Source organism: Heliomarina baculiformis (genome assembly GCF_019966545.1).
Classification (GTDB): Bacteria; Pseudomonadota; Alphaproteobacteria; order Rhodobacterales; family Rhodobacteraceae; genus Heliomarina; species Heliomarina baculiformis.
In genome coordinates this window covers 510,230-528,324 of sequence record NZ_JAIMIC010000003.1, presented here as the reverse complement: position 1 = coordinate 528,324, position 18,095 = coordinate 510,230, and the positions used below count along the sequence as shown (strand labels likewise).

Annotated in this window: 19 protein-coding genes; 6 read left to right on the top strand and 13 right to left on the bottom strand. The window is 60.8% G+C overall.

The window, feature by feature from the left end:
* Positions 1 to 4: 4 nt before the first annotated feature.
* The 7 genes from scpB to MF268_RS09560 all read right to left on the bottom strand — a co-directional run bounded on the left by scpB (position 5) and on the right by MF268_RS09560 (position 8,313).
* On the bottom strand, positions 5 to 664 hold the full coding sequence (gene scpB, locus MF268_RS09590) for an SMC-Scp complex subunit ScpB (RefSeq protein ID WP_238370639.1): 660 nt from the start codon (positions 662 to 664) through the stop codon (positions 5 to 7).
* Positions 664 to 1,446, bottom strand: coding sequence for a segregation and condensation protein A (locus MF268_RS09585; RefSeq protein WP_238370638.1), 783 nt, complete (start codon positions 1,444 to 1,446; stop codon positions 664 to 666). Before MF268_RS09585 ends, scpB begins: the two co-directional genes overlap by 1 nt.
* Entirely contained in the window at positions 1,439 to 2,443 is a 1,005-nt protein-coding gene (gene nagZ, locus MF268_RS09580) for a beta-N-acetylhexosaminidase (RefSeq protein ID WP_238370637.1), read from the bottom strand. The genes MF268_RS09585 and nagZ overlap by 8 nt, the downstream gene beginning before the upstream one ends.
* Entirely contained in the window at positions 2,440 to 3,372 is a 933-nt protein-coding gene (locus tag MF268_RS09575; RefSeq protein ID WP_238370636.1) for an SPOR domain-containing protein, read from the bottom strand. The genes nagZ and MF268_RS09575 overlap by 4 nt, the downstream gene beginning before the upstream one ends.
* 84 nt (positions 3,373 to 3,456) lie before the next feature.
* Positions 3,457 to 5,202: an arginine--tRNA ligase gene (argS, locus tag MF268_RS09570; RefSeq protein WP_238370635.1), complete on the bottom strand. Its 1,746-nt coding sequence runs from the start codon at positions 5,200 to 5,202 to the stop codon at positions 3,457 to 3,459.
* A gap of 57 nt (positions 5,203 to 5,259) precedes the next feature.
* Complete coding sequence (locus tag MF268_RS09565) at positions 5,260 to 7,125, bottom strand: cation:proton antiporter (protein ID WP_238370634.1); 1,866 nt, start codon at positions 7,123 to 7,125, stop codon at positions 5,260 to 5,262.
* Positions 7,126 to 7,146: 21 nt separating this feature from the next.
* Positions 7,147 to 8,313, bottom strand: coding sequence for a deoxyguanosinetriphosphate triphosphohydrolase (locus MF268_RS09560; RefSeq protein WP_238370633.1), 1,167 nt, complete (start codon positions 8,311 to 8,313; stop codon positions 7,147 to 7,149).
* Between the two features lie 81 nt (positions 8,314 to 8,394).
* On the opposite strand from MF268_RS09560, the gene MF268_RS09555 reads away from it, so the two are divergent.
* The gene (locus tag MF268_RS09555; protein WP_088632529.1) at positions 8,395 to 8,718 is read left to right on the top strand and encodes a HesB/IscA family protein; all 324 of its coding nucleotides are present in this window, start codon (positions 8,395 to 8,397) and stop codon (positions 8,716 to 8,718) included.
* A gap of 9 nt (positions 8,719 to 8,727) precedes the next feature.
* On the opposite strand, the gene MF268_RS09550 is transcribed toward MF268_RS09555, so the two are convergent.
* From MF268_RS09550 to MF268_RS09540, 3 genes are all read right to left on the bottom strand, one after another.
* The gene (locus MF268_RS09550; protein ID WP_238370632.1) at positions 8,728 to 9,639 is read right to left on the bottom strand and encodes a DMT family transporter; all 912 of its coding nucleotides are present in this window, start codon (positions 9,637 to 9,639) and stop codon (positions 8,728 to 8,730) included.
* Positions 9,636 to 10,727: a DUF6902 family protein gene (locus tag MF268_RS09545; RefSeq protein WP_238370631.1), complete on the bottom strand. Its 1,092-nt coding sequence runs from the start codon at positions 10,725 to 10,727 to the stop codon at positions 9,636 to 9,638. Before MF268_RS09545 ends, MF268_RS09550 begins: the two co-directional genes overlap by 4 nt.
* Positions 10,728 to 10,791: 64 nt before the next feature.
* Positions 10,792 to 11,022, bottom strand: a complete 231-nt coding sequence (locus MF268_RS09540) for a DUF6749 family protein (protein ID WP_238370630.1) — start codon at positions 11,020 to 11,022, stop codon at positions 10,792 to 10,794.
* A 406-nt stretch (positions 11,023 to 11,428) separates the two neighbouring features.
* On the opposite strand from MF268_RS09540, the gene xth reads away from it, so the two are divergent.
* The 4 genes from xth to MF268_RS09520 all read left to right on the top strand — a co-directional run bounded on the left by xth (position 11,429) and on the right by MF268_RS09520 (position 14,543).
* A complete protein-coding gene (xth, locus tag MF268_RS09535) occupies positions 11,429 to 12,208 on the top strand; it encodes an exodeoxyribonuclease III (RefSeq protein WP_238370629.1) in 780 nt (259 codons plus the stop codon).
* Between the two features lie 126 nt (positions 12,209 to 12,334).
* Positions 12,335 to 12,577 (top strand): BolA/IbaG family iron-sulfur metabolism protein, encoded by a 243-nt coding sequence (locus tag MF268_RS09530; protein WP_088632534.1) that lies wholly within the window; start codon positions 12,335 to 12,337, stop codon positions 12,575 to 12,577.
* A 112-nt stretch (positions 12,578 to 12,689) separates the two neighbouring features.
* Positions 12,690 to 13,061: a Grx4 family monothiol glutaredoxin gene (gene grxD, locus MF268_RS09525; RefSeq protein WP_238370628.1), complete on the top strand. Its 372-nt coding sequence runs from the start codon at positions 12,690 to 12,692 to the stop codon at positions 13,059 to 13,061.
* A gap of 285 nt (positions 13,062 to 13,346) precedes the next feature.
* Positions 13,347 to 14,543 (top strand): mandelate racemase/muconate lactonizing enzyme family protein, encoded by a 1,197-nt coding sequence (locus MF268_RS09520; RefSeq protein ID WP_238370627.1) that lies wholly within the window; start codon positions 13,347 to 13,349, stop codon positions 14,541 to 14,543.
* A gap of 24 nt (positions 14,544 to 14,567) precedes the next feature.
* Here the strand turns inward: MF268_RS09520 and MF268_RS09515 are convergent, their stop codons facing one another.
* Positions 14,568 to 14,963 carry a cell division protein ZapA gene (locus tag MF268_RS09515; RefSeq protein WP_238370706.1) on the bottom strand — a complete coding sequence of 132 codons (396 nt, stop codon included), beginning with the start codon at positions 14,961 to 14,963 and terminating at the stop codon, positions 14,568 to 14,570.
* The gene (locus MF268_RS09510) at positions 14,963 to 15,526 is read right to left on the bottom strand and encodes a hypothetical protein (protein WP_238370626.1); all 564 of its coding nucleotides are present in this window, start codon (positions 15,524 to 15,526) and stop codon (positions 14,963 to 14,965) included. Before MF268_RS09510 ends, MF268_RS09515 begins: the two co-directional genes overlap by 1 nt.
* A gap of 260 nt (positions 15,527 to 15,786) precedes the next feature.
* Between MF268_RS09510 and tkt the strand changes: the two genes are divergently transcribed.
* On the top strand, positions 15,787 to 17,805 hold the full coding sequence (gene tkt, locus MF268_RS09505) for a transketolase (protein WP_238370625.1): 2,019 nt from the start codon (positions 15,787 to 15,789) through the stop codon (positions 17,803 to 17,805).
* Here tkt and MF268_RS09500 read toward each other — a convergent pair.
* Positions 17,794 to 18,021, bottom strand: coding sequence for a hypothetical protein (locus MF268_RS09500; RefSeq protein WP_238370624.1), 228 nt, complete (start codon positions 18,019 to 18,021; stop codon positions 17,794 to 17,796). The genes tkt and MF268_RS09500 overlap by 12 nt on opposite strands.
* Positions 18,022 to 18,095: the final 74 nt, after the last annotated feature.

Genomic DNA, 18,095 nt, shown 5'->3' with positions numbered 1-18,095 from the left:
CCGATTAATCCTCGAAAAGTTCGGACTGACCGGTGGTTGCCTCGTCCTCTTCTTCCTCTTCGGCAACCGAGAATGCGCCCGGTGGCGGACGGTTTTCTAGCAACCCGGCCGAGCGCAATTCCTTGAGCCCTGGCAGATCACGGGCATTTTCCAGCCCGAAATGATCGAGGAAGCTGGGCGTGACCACAAAAGTCACCGGGCGGCCCGGCGTCATCTTGCGACGGCCAAATCGGATCCATTCCATTTCAAGCAACTGGTCGATGGTCCCGCGAGACACGGAAACCCCCCGAATTTCCTCGATCTCGGCCCGGGTGGCGGGCTGGTGATAGGCGATGATCGCAAGGGTCTCGATCGCGGCACGCGACAGTTTCCTCGTCTCTACCGTTTCCTTCTGCATCAGGTAGCCCAGGTCCGGTGCCGTACGCATGGCCCAGGCGTCGTCGATCTTGACCACCCGCACGCCTCGCCCTTCATAGCGCTTGCGCAGCCGCACCAATGCTTCGGCCGCGTCGCACCCATGCGGCATCCGCGCTTCCAGCTCGCGCACGGTGATCGGCTCGGTGCTCGCGAACAGGACCGCTTCGACCATGCGTTCCTGCTCGGCCATGACCGGCGCTTCGAACAGCGTATCTTCCTGCGGTTCAGTCTCGTCGCTCACGGCCATTAGGTCCTCTTGCGCAATTCTATCGGGGCAAAGACCTCGCTCTGGCGGATCTCAAGATGCCCTTCCTTTACCAATTCAAGCGAGGCCGCGAAAGTTGCCGCCGTGGCCGAACGCCGGCGTACCGGGTCCATCTCCCACCCTTCAGGCAGATAGCTGGAAATCTCGGTCCAGTCGGCGGCATAGCCGATCAGGCCCCGCATCCGGTCAAGCGCCTGCTCCATGGTAAAGACATTGTCCCGGTCCATGACAAAGGGGCGGAATTCATCGCGGGTTCGGATGCGGGCATACCCCTGCGTCAGGTCCAGCAGGGTCGCCGTGTATTTCACGCTGCGCACACGGGCGACAACTTCGGTCTGTCCACGCGCAAAGAAATCGCGCCCCAGCCTGTCCCGCGCCATCAGACGGGCAGCGGCATCGCGCATCGCCTGCAACCGCTCGAGCTGGAAAGCGAGGTGTGCGGCAAGCTCCTCGCCCGAGGGGCCTTCATCCGCCGGATCGGGTGGCAACAGCAGGCGCGACTTCAGGAACGCCAGCCAGGCCGCCATGACAAGATAATCCGCGGCCAGCTCCAGACGCAGCTGCTTGGCCCGGTCCACGAAGGCAAGGTATTGCCGCGCCAGATCGAGCACCGAGATCTTGCGCAGATCGACCTTCTGCGTCCGCGACAGCATCAAGAGCGCGTCGAGCGGCCCTTCGAAGCCGTCTACATCGACGATCAGCGCCTCGGCGGCCAGCCGGTCGCTGACTGAAAGCTTTTCTTCGGTGAACTCGTCCTCAGCCATAAACCTTTCCGCCCATCAGGCGGTCAAGCTCGGCCTCCAGCGCCTCTATGTCAATGCTGTCCGGCTCATGGCGCGCGGCGACCGCTGCCTCAGCGCGGCTCTGCGCCACGTCGCCCATCACGCCGGCAGCCTCGGCCACCTGCTTACGCTCGTCCAGCGTGCCGTTGCAATGCAGGATCACATCGCAGCCTGCCTCAATGGCCGACTTCGACAACTCTCCCAGATCGCCCTTAAGCGCTTTCATAGAAATATCGTCGGTCATGATCAGCCCGTCAAAGCCCATCTGCTCGCGGATCACCCCCATCATCTTGGGCGATACCGTCGCGGGCAGGCTGTCGATCTCGTCATAGACTAGATGCGCCGTCATCCCCATCGGGAGATCATTCAGCGCCCGGAACGGGGTGAAATCGGTAATGTCGAGCAGCGCCGGATCGGCACTGACATGCGGCAGGTCATAATGGCTGTCGAGCGTTGCGCGCCCGTGCCCCGGAATATGCTTGAGCACCGGCAGAACGCCCCCGTCCAACATGCCCTGCGCAACCGCTCTGCCAAGTCGGCTTACGGTTTCGGGGTCGTAGCCATAGCACCGGTTTTTCAGGAAATCATGGGTTTCGCTGACCGCGACATCGACCATCGGCGCACAGTTGCTGTCGATCCCCAGCGCCCGCAATTCATGCGCGATCAACCTGTAACGCAGGTACATCGCCCGCTCGGCGTGGTCTCCGGCCTGCTCCACATGGGTCAGTGGCGGCATCCATTCGCGCCAGATCGGAGCACGCAGACGTTGCACCCGTCCGCCTTCCTGATCGATAGTAATCGGCGCCTCGCGTCCGACGGTTTCGCGGAAGTCATCGCACAGCGCGCGGATCTGGTCCGGCGTCTCGATATTCCTCGCGAACAGGATAAAACCAAAGGGGTTCACATCGCGAAAGAACGCCTTTTCCTCGGAAGACAGCCGCGTACCCTCGGCATCAAGGATCGTCGCGCCGAAATTCATCGCGTGGTCACCGGAATGCAGTCCGCGTTTTCCGCCACAAGTACCGAACAGAACCGACGCGCATCGTTCAGATCGTCGAAACCCATCGCGCGCAGCCGGTAAAATGTGCGACCGCCGCTCTCGGCCTTCTGGATCACGCGGTCCTTGTCCTCGAGGTAATCCTCGAACTTGACGTTCAACCGCGCCCATTCCTCGCGCGCAACTTCCGGGCTTTCAAACGCCCCGAGCTGGGCAAGCCGCGTCCCCGCCGGAAGCGTATCGGCCGTGACTTCTGTCGTTTCAGAGGCGACTGCCGGCGCTGGGGCCGTCCGGCGTTCTGTCCGCGCAGGTCGCACCATCGGGCGCAGCGACTGAGGCAAACCCGGTCCTGTCATGACCGCCGGCTCAGCCTCGATCAGGTTATCCGCATCCACAGCGGCAAGCGGTTCAGGCTGGACGATCTCGGCGCCGTCCGCCTCATCGTTTAAAACACCATCAATCGGGGTCGCATCCTTTACGAGTTTCGCGACCAGATGATCCACGCTTTCGCTCGTCTCAGCCGATTTGCTCTGGGCCGAGGCCTTGATCAACTCGCCCATCGGCTTGTCTTCATCGCTCAGGGAAACCGGTTTAGGTGCCAGCATCAGCCGCTCGGCCGGTTTTGCCGCCGTGCCTTGCGCGGCAACCGCGTTGACCGCCAGTCCCTGATGGTCTGCCTGCCGCCCGCCCGGATCCTCGGGCTGGATCCGCATCGGTCCTTCCAAGGCCCGCACCACCGGCACACCGCTGACGTCCCGCATCAAGAGCTTGTAGCCCCAGACACCGACACCCGCGACCAGTGCAATGGACGCCAGCCCGCCGGCAATATTCACCAGCCGGCCGAATCCGCCACCTTGTGCATGTTCAGAACCCTGCGCGTCATACGCGCCGGAATACTCGATATCCGCCATGTCGCCTCGCTGCCCGAATTGCGTGCCAAGCGCACGCTCCGGTTTTCTTGCTTCTGCCTCAGCCCGGCGCTCTGGGCGATTTTGTTACCGCATCTCCTGCGCCGGTGTGACGCCAAGAATACCAAGACCTGCGGAAATAACAACGGAAACAGCCCGTGCCAGAGCCATTTTTGACTGACTTGCCGCGCTATCACCCTCTTGGATAAAGCGCAGCTCGGTCGCGTCGTTGCCCCGGTTCCACAGGGCGTGGAAATCGGCGGCCAGCTCGTTAAGGTAAAAGGCAACGCGATGCGGCTCGTTGGTCCGCGCCGCGATTTCGACCAGCCGGGGCCACTCCGCCAGCTTCTTGGCAACGTTGATCTCGGCCTCGTGGGTCAACCCCGCAAGGTCCGCGGCCCTGAGTGTCGCGTCATCGGCGACAATCCCGGCATCGGCCGCCTTGCGCAATACGCTCATCACCCGAGCATTGGCGTATTGCACGTAGAACACCGGGTTCTCGCGGCTCTGTTCCAGCACCTTGTCAAAATCGAAATCAAGCGGCGCGTCGTTCTTGCGGGTCAGCATCACAAAGCGGGTTACATCCGGCCCAACCTGATCGACCACATCGCGAAGCGTGACGAAATTACCCGCCCGTTTCGACATCTTGAACGGCTCGCCGTTCTTGAAGAGCCGCACCAGCTGCGTCAGCTTGATATCCAGCGGCACCGATCCGCCCGAAAGTGCGGACACCGCCGCTTTCATCCGTTTGACATAACCGCCGTGATCCGCACCAAACACATCAATCAGTGCGTCGAAGCCCCGGGAAACCTTGTCGTAATGATACGCGATGTCCGGCGCGAAATAGGTCCAGCCGCCGTCGGATTTCTTGACCGGCCGATCCACGTCATCGCCGTGTTCGGTCGATTTGAACAGCGTCTGCTCGCGCGGCTCCCAGTCTTCCGGCGTCTTGCCTTTCGGCGGCTCAAGCACGCCCTCATAGATCAGCCCCTTGGCTTCAAGATCGGCCAGCGCCGCCTCGATCCGCCCGGTGCCGTACAGTGATTTCTCCGAAAAGAACACGTCCATCTCGACGCCAAGCGCGGCCAGATCCTCGCGGATCAGCGCCATCATCGCGTCGGTGGCATAGTCCCGCAATTCTTCAAGCCAGACATCCTCGGGCTGATCGACCCAGGCGTCGCCCTTTTCTTTAGCCAGCGCCTCACCGACCGGGATCAGGTAGTCGCCCGGATAGGTCCCGTCTTCAAAAGCAACTTCCTGCCCCAGCGCCTCAAGGTATCTGAGGTAAACCGACCTCGCCAGCACATCGACCTGCGCACCACCGTCATTGATATAATATTCGCGCGTCACATCGTGGCCCGCATAGGCCAGCAGGCTGGCCAGCGCGTCGCCAAATACCGCGCCCCGCGTATGGCCTACGTGCAGCGGACCCGTGGGGTTCGCGCTCACGTATTCCACGTTGACCTTCTTGCCCTGCCCCATGTCAGAGCGGCCATAGGCTGTGCCTTCGCTCAGCGCCGTCGCCACGACTTCCTGCCAGACAACCGGCGACAAGCGCAGGTTCAGGAAGCCCGGCCCCGCGACCTCGGCACCCTCAATCCGCTCATCTGCCTCAAGATGGCGCGCCAGCGCCTCGGCAATATCGCGGGGCTTCAGCCCGGCTGGCTTGGCCAGCACCATTGCCGCATTGGTCGCCATATCACCATGCGCCGCATCTCGCGGCGGCTCAACCGTGACATTGTCGTAAGACAGCCCCTCGGGCAGCGCGCCTTCGCGCACGAGGGTTTCAAGACTGTCCAGAACAAGCGTACGGATATTGGCAAAGAGGTTCATGTCGGCTTCCTGTAAAGATGCGCGGGGTTTAGCACGCGCACCCTCAAGGTCAACGCCTCACGCGCCCTGCTCTTCCTGGCCTGCGGCAAGAGGCGACAGTTTCTCCTGCGTTTTTTTGTCTTCGGGCAGTTTTTGCGACATGTGCACGATCTGCGCCCCCTTGCCCCCGGCGACATCGGTATCCGGTCCTGGAAAGCGCAATGTGCCATCCGGGTAAACGATCATCATGATGATTGCATCCGGCCGCTGCCCGCGCCAGTCAAGGTAGGTGAACTCTTCGGAAAGCTTCGTCACGCGGAATTCCCATCCCGCACGGAAATTGGTTTCCAGTTCCTCATAGGTCTTACCTTGTGCGAATATCCTGCCCCCAAGGGACGCCGGCAGAGAATTTCGCGTTGCCTCCGCGTTCTCGCGCTGAAGCTGAAAGACATTGTCTCGCCCGTATTCCGGGCCCAGATCGGTGGCCACCAGCGTGTTATAGGCATCATTGTCGGAAACGGCCACCAAACGCGCGTAATGCGCGTTCTCTATCTTTTGCTCCGCGGTTTCGGACAGGACATCGCCAAAGAATGTCTCGATCCCAAGGCTACGGGCTTTACGCAGATGCGAGCGGTTTCGGTCGCTGATCAGCACCGGCACCTCGGTCCGCTTCACTGCCTCGGCAAAGGCCGTACTCCAGGGCGAGCCGCCAACCAAAAGGATACCGGGTTGCTCGGCCCCCCTCAGCCCCAGCAACCGTGCCAGCGGCGCCAGCGAGAACCCATGTACGACAACTGTGGCGGCCACCAAAGCAAAGGCAAGCGGTGCGATCAGCGCCCCATCCTCGATCCCTGTCTGGACCAGCCGGTCGCCGAACAACCCTGCCACCGCCACGAGCACAACGCCGCGCGGCCCGGTCAGGGCCACAAGCGTGCGTTCGCGCCAGCTCACATCGCTTTTCACCAGTGACAGGTAAACCGTCAGCGGCCGCACGATCAGGATCACAACCGCCACAAAGATAGCGGCCCGCCAAGTGAGCTGTTCTAGGCTCGAGAAATCGAGCGAAGCCGCGAGAATGATGAACACCCCCGAAACCAGCAGGATCGTCGCGTGCTCCTTGAACCGCCGCATCTCGTCATATGATGGCAGGTTCGCATTGGCGAGGATCACCCCCATCGCCGTCACCGCGAGCAATCCGCTTTCGTGCAGCAACGCATTACAAAGCGCAAAGACCCCCAGCAGGAAAACGACGATGAAAGGCACCTTCATGTATTCCGGCACCTTGCCGCGCCGGAATGCCCAGGACAGGAACAGGCCCGCCGCACACCCCGCAAGGATGGACACCAGAACGCCACCACCGACGTGAAAAATCGCCTCGCTCGTCGTATCGACGTCGAGGTTAAGAAGCGCGACCACTTCAAACGCCAGAACCGCCGCCATCGCGCCAATCGGGTCGTTCAGAATCGCTTCCCATTGCAAAAGCGCGCTTGGACGGCGCGAGAGGCGCGCCTGCCGCAGCAGCGGCGCGATCACCGTCGGCCCCGTCACCACCATGATACCGCCGAACACCGCCGAACTTTCCCAGCTCAGCCCTGCCGCGTAATGCAGGGCCAGCGTCGAAAGCAGCCACCCCAACGGCGCGCCGATGACCACAAGGCGCATAACTCCCTGCTGCACCTCGCGCAGCGTATGAAGCGATAGCGTCAGCCCGCCTTCGAACAGAATTATCGCAACGGCAATGGAGATGATGGGCTGCGTCAGATCGCCAAAGACTTCATTTGGACGGAAAATCCCGAAGACCGGGCCAATCAGCACCCCGGCCATCAACATCAGGACGATTGCAGGTAGCTTGAGACGCCAAGCCAGCCATTGTGCGCCGACCCCCATTGAGCCGGCAAGCGCGATGGCCATCACCGGTGTTATCGCCCCATCAGCAACGGCCATTCTGTCATCCTTTTCAAGCCCCTAGAGAGGGGAACGGTTTGGGTCTAATTCGGTTCCCAGCAAACGCGCGTGTTCCTGCAATGCGAAACGGTCGGTCATGCCAGCGACATAGTCCATCACGATCCGGGCAAGTTCGGTTTCGCCCTGTGCTTCCTCGACATCCTTGCGCCATTGCTTGGGCAAAAGCTCGGGATGCGCCATGAAATGAGGGAACAAATCACGGACCACCTGCGTCACCTGGGCCCGAACTTCCACAACGCTTGGAGCACGATACATGCGCTGGAACAGAAAGTCGCGGATCTCTTTGAGATCGGTAAACACCTCGTCGGAAAAGCGGATGATCGTGCGCCCTGCCCCGCGCACATCCTCGACCGATTGCGGATTGATCTCGTCCAGACGAATGCGCGCGAAATTAATCACGTCCTCGACCAGCACCCCGAAAAAGCGCCGCAGTGCCTCGTGCCTGCGCCGGTAATAGTTCAACCCCGGATAAAGCCGGTCCACCTCGGCAAAATTCCTGTCGAGGATCGGCAGCTCGGCAAGTTCGTCGGTCGAAAACAGCTCGGCCCGCAGCCCGTCATGCAGATCGTGGTGGTTATAGGCCACGTCATCGGCAATCGCCGCCACCTGCGCCTCGGCACTCGCATAGCTGTCGAGTTCCAGGTCATGCTTTTCCGCATAGGCCGCCAGTGCCCACGGCAATTCTCCGGTCACCGGGCCGTTATGCTTGGCCAGCCCTTCCAGTGTTTCCCATGACAGGTTCAACCCGTCGAAATCGGCGTAATGTCGTTCCAGATGGGTCACGATACGGATCGCTTGGGCGTTGTGGTCGAACCCGCCATAGGGGCGCATCAGCTCTTCCAGGGCATCCTCGCCCGTGTGACCGAACGGCGGATGCCCCAGATCATGGGCCAGCGCGACCGCCTCGGTCAGCTCGGCATTCAGCCCCAGCGCCCCGGAAATCGTCCGCGCCACCTGAGCCACCTCGATGGAATGGGTCAGCCGCGTGCGAAAGTAATCGCCTTCGTGTTCGATAAAGACCTGTGTCTTATGCTTCAGCCGCCGAAAGGCGCTGGCATGAATGATCCGGTCCCGGTCGCGCTGGAAACACGATCGGAAACTGCTTTCCTCTTCCGGTATCAACCGTCCCCTGGTTTTTGCCGGATCCGAGGCATAAGGCGCCCACATTGTTACTCATCCTTGTCGCCTGTCGTCTGAGTTTCTATATTGTAGACCAGAAGATAAGGAAACCGCTGCCGGAGCCCGGAAATGCAACTGCCCCCGAAAGTCACAGATCGCGCGTTCGAACGCCTCGCCGAAATCGGCGCAGCCACGCAAGGCAAGGCGCTGCGTGTTGCGGTAGAGGGTGGCGGATGTTCTGGATTCCAGTATGAAATCGCGCTTGATCAACCGGCCGAGGATGATCTCGTTCTCGAAGGTCACGGTCAGAAAGTCGTTGTCGACAACATCTCCCTGCCCTTCCTGTCCAACGCGGTCATCGACTTTACCGAGGAATTGATCGGCGCGCGTTTCGTGATCGACAATCCCAACGCAACCTCGTCCTGCGGCTGCGGCACGTCCTTTTCGATGTGATCTATCGGCTCATCGGCGGGGCGACACCGCCGGCTGGGCTTTGATATCTACCGTCGCCGGCACGAATTGATCCCAGATCAGGAACAGCCCCGACCCGATCACGATCGCGACCCCAAGATAGGTCTCGGCTCCCGGCATTTCGCCGAAAAAGAGTGCGCCCAGCAGGACCATCCAGACAAACTGCAGGTTCATCATCGGCGTTACCGCATAGGCAGCGAGCAACCGCAAGGCGACGACCAGCAGCCAGCGCGCGCCGAACAGGATCGCCGCATAGGCCGCAACCCACCCCAGATCGGCAATCGGCATCGGTTTCCAGACCAGAGGCAGCACCACGGCCATCGACACGAAGATCGCGAGGTTGGGATAGAACACCTGCGCCAGCGCATTGCTTTCCCAGCGCCCGATATAACGGGCCAGCACGATAGAGAATGTCCCGAAACAGGTCGCGGCAAAGGCAAAGGCATGCCCCCATTGCATCGCGCGGATCCCTTCCGGAAACAGGCAAAGTACGCCCGTGAAACAAGCCATCAGCGCAATCCATGCACCCGGACGTACCTTTTCGCCAAGAATCAGCCCTGACATCAGCCCCGCCATGACTGGCATGAGGCCGATGAAAATGAACACGTCGGCAAAGGGCAGCAATTTGAAGGCGTAAAAGAACGATAGAGCGGCAAGCACGGTCGCAACTGAGCGCAGCCCCATCGCGCGCGGGCAAACCGTCAGCAACCCTCGAACCCTCGTGCCCGAAAAGCGGTTCGCGCCAAGGCACATCATCACGACGAGAAACCCGGAAATCGCGTAAAGCTGCGGTGCCGCATATCCGCCCGCAATCAGCTTGGTGATCGCATCAGCGCAGGAAATCAAAACCGTGTAGAACGCCGCGAGCATGGCCCCCATAAGGGCTTTCTGCGCCCCGCTCACAGCACGGTCTCCCGCACGATGGCATCCTGCTGGCTGGCTCGGGCAAACTGTGCAAAAAAGGCGTCGAACCGGGGGGAACTCGACTGCGCCTCTTTAAGGATGGCATAGCCTTCTTCGGAAAGGCAGTTCTCGACCAGCGGGCGCATCAGGTACCAGTCATCGCTTCGGGACTCCCTCAGGTGGAAGAGATATTCCGAGATCTGGCGCAGTGGCGCTGCCGCTTGGACGGGTCGATGAAAGGAAAGGCGCCCCGGCGCCACGTCCTGAGTGAAAATCTGGTCTCCGCACTGGCCCATCGCCCAATTGCCCACGAAATAGGTATGGTAATCGTCTGCCGCCCGCGCATTCTGACCTGTCTCGATTAAGAATTGGTGGGTATCGCGGGCAAGCCATCCCTCCCATATCGCCGACGGTTCCACGCCAGCATAGCGCAAGGCGATGCAGATTTCAGCCAGCAGATCGGCGTCCTGATCGAGAAAAGCCAGAAGTCCAGCGAATTCAAGACTTTCCTTCGACGCTTCTGTGATCTCGGGGTCACGACGACCGTATTCGCTCAGGTAAAAGACGATATGGGTCAGCTCGTAACATGCTTTCTTGTTGGGAATCGCAAATGTCCGCGTGCGCTCCATGAACTCATGCAGCCGGTTTACCAGCGCCGCATCGTCACGCGCATCCCATGCACCGCGGCGTTGCAGCAACCGGCGCGCCTCGGCGCGTTGCAGATCCGACAGCTCGGCCCCGACAAGTTCTTCGCGTGCCACCCAGGCGGCAAGCGCCTCGCCCTTGTCGCCCGGCATGCCCAGATCTTCGAGATCAAGGCAGATCGACAGCAGAAAGCGGTAATACTGTGGGAAAAAACTTACCCGGCGCTCGACGGAAGCATAGAACCCTTCATGCGGCGCCAGCCTCTCGGCGCCGACATGGGTGCCCGTACATTCAAGGATGTTCAGCAGCTCGGCATTTTCCTTAAGCCAGAAAACATCATCGGGAACGCGACGCTGACTGGCAAAGTTCGAGATCAGCGCGCCAAGTCGCTGATCTCGTGTTTGGCGATGGGCGGCCAGGTTCAGGTGGATGACATTCGACATATTCTAGTACCTTTCAAATGGCGTCCACGAACGCCGTTCCCACGCTATCGACCCGAATGGCCCCTCAGCTCGCCGAGGAGAACATCCCCGTCAGCGCGCCGCCGGTGGCTGAAACGTCCCCGCAAGGCGTCGATGCCGAGGAGAAAAGCGCGGTCGCATCACCACGGATCGCATCCCCTGCCTTGCTGGGCAAAGACGCCGAGGAATACATCTCTGTCGCGTCGCCACCGAACATGCTCGCAGTGGGTGCAAGAGAAAAATTGACGGTTTCGTAAGTTTTTTGAAGTGCAGTCATCTGGAAATCTCCTCGTTTCGAAGTTGGTGGATCACCTCCTCAGGTTTGCAGTTTGACGCCGAGTTACTAAGAGTTTTTTCTGGTGCGCTCCCCAAAGGGACCCAGTTATCCACATCAAAATTGCTAAGCAAAACGATGACGCTAAAGCGTTCCGTCAAGAATCTGGTCAGCGCAAAAATTCTTATCCACAGTCCGCAACTGTCTCCGGACGTGAAGCGCATCCGAGTCCGTCTGTTAATCTTCTAGTGCGGATGCGCGGCAGACCTGACGCGCGTCAGGGTCGAAATTGAGTTGTGAAAATGCAACACCAGTTTCTGACAGGCGAATCACCTGCTACGCCTTGTCCCGGGCCTCCGGCTGGGTCATAGATCGGGCATCGGAACCAGATCGGGACGGGGTAATCACCATGAAAGTGGCCACCTTCAACATCAACGGGATCAAGGCGCGTGCCGCCGCGCTTCCGGCATGGCTGGATGACGCCCAGCCCGACGTTGTTCTCCTGCAGGAAATCAAATCCGTCGACGAAGCCTTTCCCCGCGACCTCTTCGAAGACCGTGGCTATCAGGTCGAAACTCATGGCCAGAAATCGTTCAACGGCGTCGCCATCCTGTCAAAGTTCCCCCTCGAAGACGTGCGGCGCGGGCTCCCCGGAGATGACGATGACGATCAGGCGCGCTGGATCGAGGCAACCGTCGTGAACAAGGAAGCGCTGCGTATCTGTGGTCTCTACCTGCCCAACGGTAATCCGGCGCCGGGGCCAAAATATGACTACAAGCTCGCATGGATGGAACGTCTGCGCGCTCGTGCGCAAGAATTGCTCGAGGGTGAGGAAGTTGCTCTCATGGCAGGCGATTACAACATCATTCCGCAGGCCGAGGATGCCAAACGCCCCGATGCATGGCGCGAAGATGCGCTTTTCCTGCCCGAAAGCCGCAGCGCTTTCCGTCGCATCCTGAATCTCGGCTTCACCGAAGCCTTCCGCGCGCGGGTGCAGGGGCCCGGTCACTATTCCTTCTGGGACTATCAGGCCGGTGCCTGGAACAAGAACGACGGAATCCGCATCGACCACTTTCTGCTGACCCCGCAATGCGCCGACCGGTTGACAGATACCGGCATCGATTCCGAAATCCGTGGCCACGAAAAACCGTCAGACCATGTCCCGGTCTGGGTCAACCTCGACGTCTGATGCACCGCTGCTGACCAACCGGCTTGCAGATCCGGGCAATCCCGATCTAATAGCCACGCTCTGCCCTCGCCTTGTGTCCGCGCGTCAGGCATCCTACATCTGAATTTCACAAAGGAGTCCGCCAGTATGGCAATGCAAGCCCATGACATCGAAGCCCTGATCCGAGAGAGCTTTCCCGATGCCAGCATCACCATCACCGATCTGGCCGGCGACGGTAATCACTACGCGGCCGAGGTGATCGACGAAAGCTTTCGCGGCAAGAACCGCGTACAGCAGCAGCGCGCCGTCTACGCCGCTCTGAAAGGCAAGATGGACGGCCCTGCCGGAGAGCTGCACGCGCTTGCCCTGACCACCAAGGCGCCCGCCTGATCCACGCAAACCCGGCCCCCCGTAGACCATGGCCGCCGGAACACCTATATTGGCGTCAACGCCACGGCCAAGCCGACCACGGCCGCGCCACGATGAGCAAAGGAACATGCAAATGACCGAAACCACGGACATCGCCAGCCAGATCCAGCAAACGATCACCGCCAATGACGTTGTGCTCTACATGAAGGGCACCAAAGAAATGCCGCAATGCGGGTTCTCCAGCCGTGTCGCAGGCGTGCTGAACTACATGGGCGTCAATTTCGCCGATGTGAACGTGCTGGCCGATGACTCGATCCGTCAGGGCATCAAGGATTTCTCCGACTGGCCGACCGTCCCGCAGCTTTACGTCAAAGGCGAATTTGTGGGCGGTTGCGACATCATCACCGAGATGACCCTGTCCGGCGAACTCGATACCCTGTTCGACGAAAACGGCGTCGCCTATGACAAAGACGCCGCGAACAAGATCCGCGAAGCCAACGGCTGATCTTGCGGACATTCGAGACCTATGAAAACCCGCCCTCACCGGCGGGTTTTTCTTTTTAGGGTCAAGCCTGTGCTTGCCGACGCTATCCGCGTTGCCGATCCGGGCAGGCGCAGGCTTCCAACCAACTTTGAGCTCATCACTCCAATTCTCCGACTCGAGAATTGGTCCCTCAGTTTTGCTTAATTGGATATATCGACCAAACCAATCTCTTCATAGCGTTCTGCCTACGGCCTCGCGCACCCCCCGACAACCAAAAGCGCGCAGAACCCTGTGAAAGGACTCGATATGCAAGTGCTCGACCGCGTCGAACTCTACCTCGTCAAGACGCCGCTGCCTGCCCCGCACGCCCCCTCCTGGATACCCGGCACGATCAGAACGCAGGTTTCCATGTGTATTGTCCGCTTCATCACCGATGACGGCGTCGAAGGCTGGAGCGGCTTTCCGGCGGCAGGACGCGAGCGCGCCGGTCTCGGCGATCTGCTGGCAGGCCTCTTCCTTGGTCAGGACGCAAGCGATATCGAAACCCTCTCCGAGCGCATCCAGATCATGGCCGCCGGTGGCAATTTCAATTGGTGGCTCGAACCGGCCTTCTGGGACATCAAAGCTAAGACCGCCGGTCTGCCGCTTTACAAATATCTCGGCGGCACGGACGATCGCCTCCCGCTCTATGCCTCTGCGGGCGAGTTGAAAGACCCGCAGGCCCGGCGCGACGAAGCCGAAGAGCGACTCTCCGAAGGCTTCAAGATCATGAAGATCCGGGTTCATGATTTCGATGAAGCCGTTGATATCGAACATATTTCGGACATCGCGACCTATATGCAGGGACGGATGAAAATTTCGGTCGACTGCAATCAGGCCTTTCGGCTGACCCAGAACGGCGACGCGCCGCTGTGGTCACTCGACCGCGCCAAACGCTTCGTCGATGCCGCCGCCGATGTCGGCCTTGCCTGGGTCGAGGAACCTCTCTTTGGCGAATGGCACGAGGAAATCTCCCGGCTCACCGCCTATTCCCGCGTCCCCGTTGCCGGGGGCGAACTACACCTGATGGGATACCGGGAGCTCGCGCGGATGCTGAAAATGGGCTGTTACAACATCTACCAACCGGACGCGATGTGGGCCGGAGGCATCGCGCAAAGCCTGAAAATAGCCAGGCTATGCCGCGAACAAGGGCTGAAGTTCACCCCGCATTGCTGGTCGAACGGCTTCGGCTTCATCGCCAATGCGCATGTCTTTGCAGCCAGTGGCTTTGCGGGCGAGGCGCTGTTCGAATACCCGGTCTCGCCGCCTGGTTGGACGCCAGAAGGCCGCGACATGATCTTTACCCAGCCCTTCCTGCACGACCACGGCTGGTTCAACATGCCACAGACCCCCGGTCTCGGCTTTGAAATCGATCAGGCAAATCTGAAAAAATATGGGCGCTGCTTTTTCAAGGCGAGCCGCAAGGAAGTCCACTGGATGCCTGAGGCACTGTCGGACTTCTGACACGCGACCCGCAAAGGCGGCCGATTACTCGGCCGTCTGCTCCTCGACGCTGGTGGCAACCGCCTCGGCCTGCGCGGCAATTTCCGCCAGCGCGTCAAGCACTGTCGGCGGCACGATCGGCACTTCGATGCGTTCCGGCTCGGGCGCGGGCATCTCGCGCAACTGTTCAAGCTCGGCGTCCTTTTCTGCCAGCTTGGTTTCCATGTCGCGGATCTTGTCCTCGAACGACGCCGTCTTGTCCGCCAGCATCAGCCCCGCCATCAGCAGCATCCGCGCCTCGGGCATGCGCCCGATCTGGTCCGACAGGATCTGCGCCTCGTCGTCCAGCATCTTGGCGGCGGAATGCAGATAGCTTTCCTCGCCTTCCTGACAGGAAACCTCAAAGGACCGGCCACCGATATTGATCGTAACCTCGGGCATCATGTGAGCTCCCCTTCCGATTGCGCGCTTGCCTTCAGCAGCGGTTCAAGCCGGGCAAGTACCGCGCCCGCCTCGGACATGTCCAGCGCGCGGGCGGCGCGCAGGCTTTCCAGTTCGGCAAGCATCGCCTTGTTGATCAGATCGGGTTCGCCCACCCCGGCTTCATTCGCCTCGCGCAGCGCCGCGTTCGACTTGCGCAGCGCATCATTGGCATGGCGCACGCGCTGCATGTCGCCGTCCAGCTTGGCCAGCGCCTCGGCCTGCGCCGTCATCTGGGCGCGCAGCTCTGCGATCAGATCCTGATCCGCTCCGGTCTCCGGAACCGCCGCACGCGCCTCGTTCAGCTGCGCCTTGAGCGACTCGGTCTCTTCGATGTGTTTCAGGTTCAGCTGCCGCAGCCGTTCCTTGATCTGGGCCACGGTCTGCTGTTCCTCGGCCAGCGCGCGGGCCAGATCCGGATCCGGCTCGGCGCTCGCGCTCCGTTGCGCCAGCGTTTCAACGCCCGAGCCGATACGGGCCAAGGCGACCGAAATCCGGCCCTGCAATTCTTCGATACTACTCATGCCCTCAACCCCGTTTCTTTTGCGGCGCTCTGCGTCTTCCGGTCGATCCCTGATGCCGACCCGGTCGGGACGAATCAATGAAAGCGCCCAATTATTGCCACTTTACCCAATGCGATTGCAAATTTCCTCCCTTTAGATTTCAGAGGCTTGCCCGCCTGTCCTTATGTGATGCTGAACCTTGCCGGGCGCTATACCTTGATCTTTGGCCCTCTCTTGATATTCAGCGGCAAAGATTTCTCTTTTCTAAAGGACAACGCGCCGTGGATCTCAACGCATTACGCAGCAAAAACCCCGACCACTGGAGCAAGGCGGCGGCGATCCGCGCATTGACGCTCGATGCCGTTCACGCAGCTAGCTCCGGGCACTCCGGCATGCCGATGGGGATGGCCGATGTCGCCACGGTCCTGTTCGAAAAGCATCTCAAGTTCGATGCCGCCGCTCCGAACTGGCCCGACCGCGACCGTTTCATCCTGTCGGCCGGGCACGGCTCGATGCTGCTCTACTCGCTGCTCTACCTCACCGGTTACAGCGAAATCACCCTCGAGGAGATCAAGAATTTCCGTCAATGGGGCGCCAAGACCGCGGGTCACCCGGAAAACTTCCTCGCCGAAGCGATCGAAACCACGACCGGCCCGCTCGGTCAGGGCATCGCCAATTCCGTCGGCTTCGCCATTGCCGAGGAAGTCCAGCGCGCCCAGTATGGCCGCAAGGTTGTCGATCACCACACTTATGCCATCGCCGGCGATGGCTGCCTGATGGAGGGTGTCAGCCAAGAGGCGATCACCCTCGCCGGTCGTCTGGAACTCGGCAAACTGATCGTTTTCTGGGATAACAACAACATCACCATCGACGGCACCGTGGACATTGCCGATGCCACCGACCAGCCCGCACGTTTCAAGGCGTCCGGCTGGCAGGTCATCGAAATCGACGGTCACGACCCCGAGGCCATCGACGCCGCGATCACCAAGGCGAAATCCTCGCGCAAGCCGAGCATGATCGCCTGCAAGACCCATATCGCCCTTGGCCACGCCGCGCAGGACACCTCCAAGGGTCACGGCGCGCTGACCGACGGCGAACAGATGGCCGCCGCGAAATCCGCCTATGGCTGGACGACCGGCCCGTTCGAAGTGCCTGCGGAAACCAAATCCGCATGGGAAGAAATCGGCAAGCGCGGCGCGTCGGCCCATGCCGAGTGGAAAGAGCGTTTCTCCGCCCTCTCCGAGCGCAAGCAGAACGAATTCAACCGCGTCTATGCGGGCGAAGCGCCGAAAAAGCTCTCGGCGACGATCAAGGCGCTGAAAAAGCAGACTTCGGAAACCGCTCCCAAGGTCGCCACCCGCGCCAGCTCCGAACATGTACTCGAGGTCGTGAACCCGATCATGTCCGAAACGCTGGGCGGCTCGGCTGACCTGACCGGCTCCAACAATACCAAGACCGGCGATCTGGGCATCTTCCTGCCCGAGAACCGCAAGGGCCGCTACATTCACTACGGCATCCGCGAACACGGCATGGCCTCGGCGATGAACGGTATGGCGCTGCATGGTGGGATCCGCCCCTATGGCGGCACCTTCATGTGCTTCACAGACTACGCCCGTCCCGCCATGCGCCTTGCCGCGCTTATGAAAGTGCCGACTGTCTTCGTTATGACCCACGATTCCATCGGTCTCGGCGAAGACGGCCCGACCCACCAGCCGGTCGAGCATCTCGCGATTTCGCGTGCGACACCGAACACATGGGTCTTCCGCCCCGCCGACACGGTCGAAACTGCCGAAGCTTGGGAACTGGCGCTGACCTCGACAAAGACGCCGTCGGTGCTGTCACTGACCCGTCAGGGCCTGCCGACCGTGCGCCTTGAGCACAAGCAAAAGAACCTCACCGCACAGGGCGCCTATGTGCTGGCCGAAGCCACCGGCAAGCGTCAGGTCATCCTGATCGCAACGGGCTCCGAGGTCTCCGTCGCTCTCGAAGCCCGCGAGACGCTCGAAGAGCAAGGGATCGGCACCCGCGTCGTTTCCATGCCTTGCATGGAGCTTTTCGCCGAGCAGGATGAATCCTATCGCCGCCGTGTCCTGCCCGCCGGCCCGATCCGCATCGGCATCGAAGCCGCCGTGCGTCAGGGCTGGGACCGCTGGCTGCTGGGCGAACGCGGCCGCGAGCAAAAAGCCGGGTTCATCGGTATGGACAGCTTCGGCGCCTCCGCCCCGGCAGATGTTCTGTTCGAGAAATTCGGCATCACCGCCGAGGCGACTGTGGCGAAAGCCAAGGAACTACTTGGTTAAAATCTGCGCCGACTGGCTGAAAATCCGAAAACGCGTCGCCTCGGCGGCGCGTTTTTGCATTTCATAACAACCCATAAGCCTCCCAGCCCCGGTATGCTCAGCCCCTTCAGCCGGACCGCTTTTCCTGCAATCTCCCGTTGCCGCGCCACCATCGCGCAGCCCGACAACCGGGCACACGGCGCCCCACTGGATAAATTTGCCCAGATTTCGCCACATTTTGCACGACCTGTAATACCAGCGTTACATCGCCAAACCACAGACAGCGGGACTGCGCCGGAAAAGGTGCAAGC

Coding starts and splice junctions, on each gene's coding strand:
- MF268_RS09520 (WP_238370627.1), top strand. CDS start 13,347: ATGCAAGTGCTCGACCGCGTCGAACTCTACCTCGTCAAGACGCCGCTG.
- MF268_RS09565 (WP_238370634.1), bottom strand. CDS start 7,125: ATGGCCGTTGCTGATGGGGCGATAACACCGGTGATGGCCATCGCGCTT.
- MF268_RS09510 (WP_238370626.1), bottom strand. CDS start 15,526: ATGAGTAGTATCGAAGAATTGCAGGGCCGGATTTCGGTCGCCTTGGCC.
- MF268_RS09560 (WP_238370633.1), bottom strand. CDS start 8,313: ATGTGGGCGCCTTATGCCTCGGATCCGGCAAAAACCAGGGGACGGTTG.
- MF268_RS09540 (WP_238370630.1), bottom strand. CDS start 11,022: ATGACTGCACTTCAAAAAACTTACGAAACCGTCAATTTTTCTCTTGCA.
- MF268_RS09545 (WP_238370631.1), bottom strand. CDS start 10,727: ATGTCGAATGTCATCCACCTGAACCTGGCCGCCCATCGCCAAACACGA.
- MF268_RS09500 (WP_238370624.1), bottom strand. CDS start 18,021: ATGTGGCGAAATCTGGGCAAATTTATCCAGTGGGGCGCCGTGTGCCCG.
- argS (WP_238370635.1), bottom strand. CDS start 5,202: ATGAACCTCTTTGCCAATATCCGTACGCTTGTTCTGGACAGTCTTGAA.
- MF268_RS09530 (WP_088632534.1), top strand. CDS start 12,335: ATGGCAATGCAAGCCCATGACATCGAAGCCCTGATCCGAGAGAGCTTT.
- MF268_RS09555 (WP_088632529.1), top strand. CDS start 8,395: ATGCAACTGCCCCCGAAAGTCACAGATCGCGCGTTCGAACGCCTCGCC.
- MF268_RS09585 (WP_238370638.1), bottom strand. CDS start 1,446: ATGGCTGAGGACGAGTTCACCGAAGAAAAGCTTTCAGTCAGCGACCGG.
- xth (WP_238370629.1), top strand. CDS start 11,429: ATGAAAGTGGCCACCTTCAACATCAACGGGATCAAGGCGCGTGCCGCC.
- nagZ (WP_238370637.1), bottom strand. CDS start 2,443: ATGAATTTCGGCGCGACGATCCTTGATGCCGAGGGTACGCGGCTGTCT.
- MF268_RS09515 (WP_238370706.1), bottom strand. CDS start 14,963: ATGCCCGAGGTTACGATCAATATCGGTGGCCGGTCCTTTGAGGTTTCC.
- grxD (WP_238370628.1), top strand. CDS start 12,690: ATGACCGAAACCACGGACATCGCCAGCCAGATCCAGCAAACGATCACC.
- scpB (WP_238370639.1), bottom strand. CDS start 664: ATGGCCGTGAGCGACGAGACTGAACCGCAGGAAGATACGCTGTTCGAA.
- MF268_RS09575 (WP_238370636.1), bottom strand. CDS start 3,372: ATGGCGGATATCGAGTATTCCGGCGCGTATGACGCGCAGGGTTCTGAA.